At 62.0% G+C, this 6,906-nt stretch carries 4 protein-coding genes and 1 pseudogene; 4 read left to right on the forward strand and 1 reads right to left on the reverse strand.

Translation table 11 applies throughout. The features are described 5' to 3' along the window. Positions 1 to 53: 53 nt before the first annotated feature. Positions 54 to 383 carry a hypothetical protein gene (locus A2Z13_04385; protein OGP75893.1) on the reverse strand — a complete coding sequence of 110 codons (330 nt, stop codon included), beginning with the start codon at positions 381 to 383 and terminating at the stop codon, positions 54 to 56. Positions 384 to 717: 334 nt separating this feature from the next. Here A2Z13_04385 and A2Z13_04390 point away from each other — a divergent pair, with 334 nt between their 5' ends. The 4 genes and pseudogenes from A2Z13_04390 (at position 718) to A2Z13_04405 (ending at position 6,713) form a co-directional block, all read left to right on the forward strand. Continuing rightward, positions 718 to 2,004, forward strand: coding sequence for a hypothetical protein (locus A2Z13_04390; protein ID OGP75894.1), 1,287 nt, complete (start codon positions 718 to 720; stop codon positions 2,002 to 2,004). Positions 2,005 to 2,046: 42 nt separating this feature from the next. After that, positions 2,047 to 3,276: an efflux transporter periplasmic adaptor subunit gene (locus A2Z13_04395; protein OGP75895.1), complete on the forward strand. Its 1,230-nt coding sequence runs from the start codon at positions 2,047 to 2,049 to the stop codon at positions 3,274 to 3,276. A gap of 4 nt (positions 3,277 to 3,280) precedes the next feature. Further along, a pseudogene (locus A2Z13_04400) lies at positions 3,281 to 6,372 on the forward strand (hypothetical protein). Further along, positions 6,369 to 6,713 carry a transcriptional regulator gene (locus tag A2Z13_04405; GenBank protein OGP75896.1) on the forward strand — a complete coding sequence of 115 codons (345 nt, stop codon included), beginning with the start codon at positions 6,369 to 6,371 and terminating at the stop codon, positions 6,711 to 6,713. Before A2Z13_04400 ends, A2Z13_04405 begins: the two are co-directional and overlap by 4 nt. The last annotated feature ends 193 nt before the right edge of the window (positions 6,714 to 6,906 follow it).

Raw genomic sequence — 6,906 nt, forward strand, 5'->3', positions numbered from 1 at the left:
CCTGTCCGGCCTCCACAGCTACGGGAGCTGAAGGCTGCAACCGGAGATAGGATCTAACCACCAAACGAAAAAACCAGAGAAGCAAGGGACACGATATTTTGCAGAGCATCCTCCGCCGGAAAGTAAAAATCGCGGTTGCCGCCATTTGCCTCCCGGTCCTCCTCCTGCTGGGAGCCGGAATCGGGGAGAGAAACGTCCTTTGTCTCGGAAACGATGGACACATCGCGGTTGATGCCGCCGACACGGGAACCTGCGCCCCCTTTTCGTCCGTCTTCGGCCCCCGCGGACCTTCCCTCTCGAAACTCGGCAGCATTGGGGGATCTTGCCGCACCCATTGTGGCCCCTGCGTGGATGTTCCATCTCTTTCCGGCCTGCTCACACATGCAACGTTCTCCTCGTACCATTTCAGGCACTTAACCTGGTACGTGATGTCGCTTTGGCCGACTCCCGTTCGAAGCGATGATATTTTGGAATCGGCCGGTGGGGTGCTTCTCGTGAATACGGTTCTTGTCCATCATCGGCCTCCCACAGGCCGCCCTTCGTACGACTGTTCTTCTGATCCAGGCCTTTCCCAATCCGCCATGTCGCCTCGCTCCCCGCCGGGAGCAAGGCGTTATTTCCCCTTCCGGTCCAGTGTGTGACCTGGGAAAGGACGACGTTGGATTTTTCCGGAGGTCGCGAAATGACATTGTCACCAGTTCGAAGGAGGTGGCCGTATTGAGTTCTTCAACTTCCATACGATCCGTTTTTTCGGCTCTGCTGGGATGCCTGCTCACAATAAACGTCGGGACGGTATTCGCCGCAGAAAAGGTCTTCGGTCTGCCCGAAGTCCTCTCCTACGCCCTTGAGAACAACGGGGAGATCAAGGCGCTGCGTGCCGAAAGGGGCCTGCGCGAGGCGGGGAGGATCCGGGCGGGCCTGCTCCCCAACCCTTCCCTGGAGTTCGAGGGCGCCGGCGATTTCCTCTTCGCGAACGAGGGCGAAAGGAGATTCTCCGCCGCCTCCTACTCCCAGGAGATCCTGACCGCCGGAAAAAGGGCCAAGAGGCTCAAGGTTGCCGGGAAGGACCTGGAGGAGTACGGCTACCGGATCGCCGACGCGGAACGGCTCCTTGACGAGGAGGTCAAGGTTGCCTTCTACGATCTCATCCTGGCCGAACATCGGTTAAAGCTGGCCGGGAGGTTCGTGGAGATCAACGAGCAACTCCTGCGGGTCGCCCGGGACAGGTTCGCGGCCGGGGACATCCCGGAGCTGGAAGTGAACCTGGCCCGCGTGGAAGTGGCAAGGAGCAAGGGACGCAAGGCGGAAGCGGAACGGGAAATCGAACCGAGTCGGTTGAAACTCTTTTCCCTGATGGGCCTCTCCACGGGACCGGAGATCGGAATTGCGGGCACGCTTGAAAATAAGGAATTTCCGGCCCGGATCGAGGACCTAAGAGCTCTGGCGCTTGCCCGGAGACCTGACCTCATGGCCCTGGCTGCCGAAAAGGAAAGGGCCGACGCGGAGATCCACCTGGCGGAGGCGCAAGGGAAACCCAACGTGACGGCCGTGCTCTCCCTGGAGCGGGAAGATTCTTCGCTGGATGTCGGAGATATCACGGCGAAAGATCGTGACAAACTGGTGGGACTCAAGCTGTCGGTGCCCCTCCCGCTGTACGACCGGAACCAGGCGGGAAAAAAGGAAGCCGCAACGAGACGGCGAAGCGCCGAGAGCCGGTATCTCTTCGTCCGGAGGAATGTCGATAGGGAGGTGGAATCGGCTTTCGCCCGCCTGACCTCCTCCGAGAAGGCCCTGCGGATCTACGGCCGCGACATCTTCCCCCAACTCGAAGAGAACCTTCGGCTGACGCAGGAGGCCTACCGGCTCGCCGAAGTGGGGATCCTTTCCGTCCTTGAGGAACAGCGGAAGTTCCTCGACGCGAACGAGGGATACCTGGCGGCCCTCTATCAATGGAACACGGCCCTGGCCAGGCTGACGGCGGCCGTGGGCGGAAGGATCAATTGACGGAACGGCTTTCGCCTCGAACAAGGACAACGGAGGAAATCAATGAAGAATACGAAGATTGTTGCGGCCGTCGGGATCGTCCTCGCTCTCGTCTTGGGCGGCGCCTTCGCGTACCGGTTCAGCCACCTCGCAAAAGGAGGAAAGGCGGCGACCGCCGAAAAAGAGGAAGCCGCCCGAACCGAGCTGGGCAGCGAGGGAAAGGAAGGGGGAGACAAGCAGACCCGAGGCGTCCGTCTGAAACCGGAAATCCTGCAAAGCCGCGCGGTCGTCGTGGAGACTGCGAAAAAGGCGTCTCTCGGCGGCGTCATCGTCGCGACCGGCAAGGTGGGGGCCAACGCGGATCGGATCGCCCACGTCTCCCCCAGGATTCCCGGAAAGATCGTGTGGGTCGGCGCGAGCCTCGGAGACACCGTCGTCGCCGGGCAGGTCCTTGCCCGCCTGGACAGCGTGGAACTGGGGGAAGCCCTGTCCGAGTACTACAAGGCCCGGTCCCGGATCGCCCTCGCGAGAAGCAACCTGGACAGGATCAAGTCGCTCGTCGAGAAGAAGATCGCGGCCCGCAAGGAGATCCTGCAGGCGGAAACGGAATACCAGACGGCGATGTCCGAGCTCCACGCCGACGAGGAACGGCTGAGGCTCTACGGCCTCTCGCCCTCGGAATTCGAAGAGCACATAGAGGAGAAGAGAATCCTCCTCCCCGTCCACTCCCCCATCGCCGGGGTTGTCACGGAAAAACACACCATCGTCGGGGAGCTGGCGGACCCTTCGAAAAACCTCTTCACGGTCACCGACCTTTCCTCCGTGTGGGTGCTGGTGGACATCAACGAGAAGGACCTGGCGAAGATCGGCAGAGGCCGGCCGGCGGCGGTAAAGGTCGGGGCCTTCCCCGAGAGCGTCTTCAGGGGGAGGGTGACCTACATCGCGGACCTGGTGGATGAAGCCACGCGGACCGTAAAGGCGCGGATCGAGGTGGCGAACCCGGGGAGGAAGCTCAAGCCCGAGATGTTCGCCACGGTGGAGCTGGCCATCCCCCCGAGCAGCCCCCCGGGGCTGGCGGTCCCCGAGGAGGCGCTCGTCGAACTGGAAGGGAAGAAGGTCCTGTTCATCACCGGGGACGACGCCGAATTTATCCCCAGGGAAGTGGCGACCGGGGCCAACGGGGGAGGCTGGGTGGAGGTCACCGCGGGCCTGAAAGAAGGAGAGCGGTATGCGGCCAAGGGCGGGTTCCTCCTGAAATCGGAACTGAAAAAAGGCGAACTCGGAGAGGAATAGGCCCATGATCGACAGGATCCTTAGATTCTCGCTGGAACAGCGGTTGCTGGTCGTTGTCGCGACCCTTCTCCTGGTCGGCGCCGGCCTGTGGGCCATGAACAGGCTCCCCGTGGACGCCTTCCCGGACGTCACGAACGTCCAGGTGCAGATCCTCACCCAGGCGGGCGGAATGGCCCCCACCGAGGTGGAGAAACAGATCACCTTCCCCATCGAGACCACCATGGGAGGGCTTTCCCGCCTCCAAGAGGTCCGCTCCCTCTCCAAGATCGGCCTCTCCGTGATCACGGTGGTATTCGAGGACGGGGTCGACATCTACTTCGCCCGGCAACAGGTCTTCGAGCGCCTCCAGCAGGCCCGCGAGCGGCTGCCGAAGGGAATCGAACCGCAGCTGGGGCCTATCACCACCGGACTCGGCGAAATCTACCAGTACCTGGTCGAGGGGGAAAAATACGACATCCGGGAACTCCGTGCCCTGCAGGACTGGGTGGTCCGGCCGATCCTGCGGACGGTCCCCGGGGTGACCGACGTCAACTCCTTCGGCGGACAGGTGAAGCAGTACCAGGTCTTGATCGACCCGGGGAAGCTCAAGAGCCTCCACCTGACGCTCCGCGACGTCATGGAGGCCGTGGAGAGGAACAACGCCAACAGCGGAGCCGGTTACATCGAACACCGGGAGGAACAGTACATCGTCCGAGGACTGGGCCTCGCCAGGGGCCTTGAGGACCTGGAACGGATCGTGGTGGCCTCCCGGAACGGGACGCCGATCCATCTCGACGACGTGGCGCAGCTCCGGATCGGTAGCGAACCCCGCCAGGGAGCAACGACCCGCGACGGGAAGGGCGAAGCGGTGGCCGGCATCGTGATGATGCTCCAGGGAGCCTCCGGCAAGGAGGTGGTCGCCGCCGCCAAGGAAAAGGTCAAGACCATCCAGAAGCTTCTGCCGGTGGGCGTCCGTCTGGTTCCCTACTACGACCGGACCGAACTCGTCCGTAAGACCATCCGGACCGTCCGGAACAACCTCCTGGAGGGCGGTCTCCTGGTCGTGGCCGTCCTTTTTTATTTCCTTGGGAACGTCCGGGCAGCCCTCATCGTGGCCCTGGTCATCCCCCTTTCCATGCTTTTTTCCTTCCTCGGGATGCACTGGCTCCGGCTTTCCGCCAATCTCATGACGCTGGGAGCCATCGACTTCGGGATGATCGTCGACGGCAGCGTGGTGATGATGGAGAACACCATGCGGAAACTCGCCGAGAGGAAGGAGGGAGAAGGATTCATCCATACGATCTTCGAATCGGCCCGGGAGGTCGCCCGTCCGATCGTCTTCGGGATCGGGATCATCATCATCGTCTACATTCCCATCGTGACGCTCCGGGACATGGAGGGGAAGATGTTCTCCCCCATGGCGTACACCGTGGGGTTCGCCCTCCTGGGCTCCCTGATCCTGACGGTGACGGTCGTTCCGGCGCTCTGTTCCCTGCTCCTGAAAGGGAGAATCGTCGAGGAGACGGATCCGTGGCTTCTCCGCGCCCTCCGGGAGGCATACCTTCCCACGCTGCGGAAGGCAATGGCCCACCCGGGGAAGACCTTGGGCGTCACCGGCGCCGCCCTGGTCTTTGCACTGGCTCTTGTCCCCTTCCTGGGGAGCGAGTTCCTGCCGACCCTTGACGAGGGAAGCATCACGGTGCAGTCCTTCCGCCTTCCCTCGGTCTCCGTGACCGAGACTGTGAAAACCGCCGCCGCCGTGGAAAAGGCGCTCCTGTCCTTCCCGGAAGTGGAGAAGGTGGTCTCCCGGGCCGGGCGCCCGGAAATCGCCAACGACCCGATGGGGATCGACATCTCCGACATCTCCGTCAACCTTAAACCCCGCGGAGAATGGAAGACGGCCCGCAACAAGGAGGAACTGGTGGACAAAATGCGGGAGCGGCTGGAAAACATCCCCGGCATGTCCTTTTCCTTCACCCAGCCCATCGCCCTGCGCGTCGACGAACTGGTTTCGGGGGTGAAGTCCCAGATCGCCGTGAAGGTCTTCGGCGAAGACATGGAAACCCTGAAAGCGAAGGGCGAGGAGATCGCCCGGGTCATCGAGAAAGTCAGGGGGGCCGCCGATGTCACCGTGGAGAAGGTCTCCGGCCTGGGCTACCTCCAGGTGGAGATCGACCGGGCGGCCATCGCCCGCTACGGCATCAACGTGAGCGACATACAGGACGTCCTGGAAGTCGCCGTGGGAGGGAAACCGGTTTCGGAGCTCTTCGAGGGGCAGAGGCGCTTCTCCATCGCCCTCCGGTTTCCCGAGCATTTGAGCAACGACGTGGAGAAAATCGGCGAGATCCTGGTCCCCGCCCCCGGCGGAGCCTGGGTGCCCATCAAGCAGCTGGGGGGGTCTACACCGAGGAGGGGCCGGCCCAGATCTCCCGCGAGAACGGCTCCCGCCGGATCGTCGTGGAGTGCAACGTGTCGGGGCGCGACATCGGCAGCTTCGTCGCCGATGCACAGGAAGCCATCGAGGCAAAGGTGAAGCTTTCGCCCGGATACTACATTACCTGGGGCGGACAGTTCGAGAACCAGCAGCGGGCCTTGGCAAGGCTCTCCGTCATCCTCCCGATCTGCCTGGCCTTGATCTTCATTCTGCTCTTTTCCACCTTCAACTCGGTGCGCCAGGCGTTCCTCATCATCCTGAATGTCCCCTTCGCCCTCATCGGGGGGATCGTATCCCTCTTCCTCCGGGGGCTGCCTCTTTCCGTCTCGGGGGCCGTCGGCTTCATCGCCCTCTTCGGCGTCGCCATGCTCAACGGGATCGTCATGGTCTCCTACTTCAACAAGCTCCGCGAGATAGGGGTTCCGCTGGACGACGCCATCCTGAAAGGGGCCGCGGTGAGGCTGCGCCCCGTCCTGATGACGGCCATGGTCGCTTCCTTAGGCTTCATCCCCATGGCCCTGTCCCAAGGGACCGGCGCGGAGGTGCAGAGACCGCTGGCCACGGTCGTCATCGGGGGGCTGATCACGTCTACGTTGCTGACTCTCGTCGTTCTTCCCACCCTCTACCGGTGGTGGGAGACAAGGATCGAATCGAAAACCGACTCCAGGGAGACCTCCACATGAAGCAGATCATCGCCTTCATCAAGCCTCACATGCTTTCCAACATGACGACGGCTCTCAAGAACCTGCCGGGACTAACCGGGATGAGCATTTCCGAAGTAGGAGGGTTCGGCCGCGGGAGGGCCAGGAACGCCGCGGCGCGAATATCCCAGGACCTTGTGAATTACTACACGCCGCGCGTCCGAATCGAGATCTTCTGTCGCGACGAATCGACGGAGGAGATCGTTTCCAATATCGAAAAGACCGCCCACACAGGCCTGCGGGGCGACGGGAAGATCTATGTGACAAATGTGGAGACTGGCGTCCGAATCAGCACGGGAGACCGGAGCGAAGGGGCCGTTTGATCGAAAACGTCAAGATGCCGCACCCGAAATCAAATTGTCTGAACCTGTTCGCTTTCTGCGGAATCCAGTTCCGATTCATCAGCGGATCATTGTCGGTCCCCCAAGTCACCGATTGTCCCCGGCATTTCATTCATTGCATAAAATTATATGTTTTTCAGGGCATTATGGAGATCTCCGATCAGGTCCTTCGCCG

Source organism: Deltaproteobacteria bacterium RBG_16_64_85 (genome assembly GCA_001798885.1).
Classification (GTDB): Bacteria; Desulfobacterota; Deferrimicrobia; order Deferrimicrobiales; family Deferrimicrobiaceae; genus FEB-35.

Excerpts from the sequence above, each read along its gene's own strand:
- A2Z13_04385 (OGP75893.1), bottom strand. The coding sequence starts at position 383 with ATGTGTGAGCAGGCCGGAAAGAGATGGAACATCCACGCAGGGGCCACA.
- A2Z13_04405 (OGP75896.1), top strand. The coding sequence starts at position 6,369 with ATGAAGCAGATCATCGCCTTCATCAAGCCTCACATGCTTTCCAACATG.
- A2Z13_04395 (OGP75895.1), top strand. The coding sequence starts at position 2,047 with ATGAAGAATACGAAGATTGTTGCGGCCGTCGGGATCGTCCTCGCTCTC.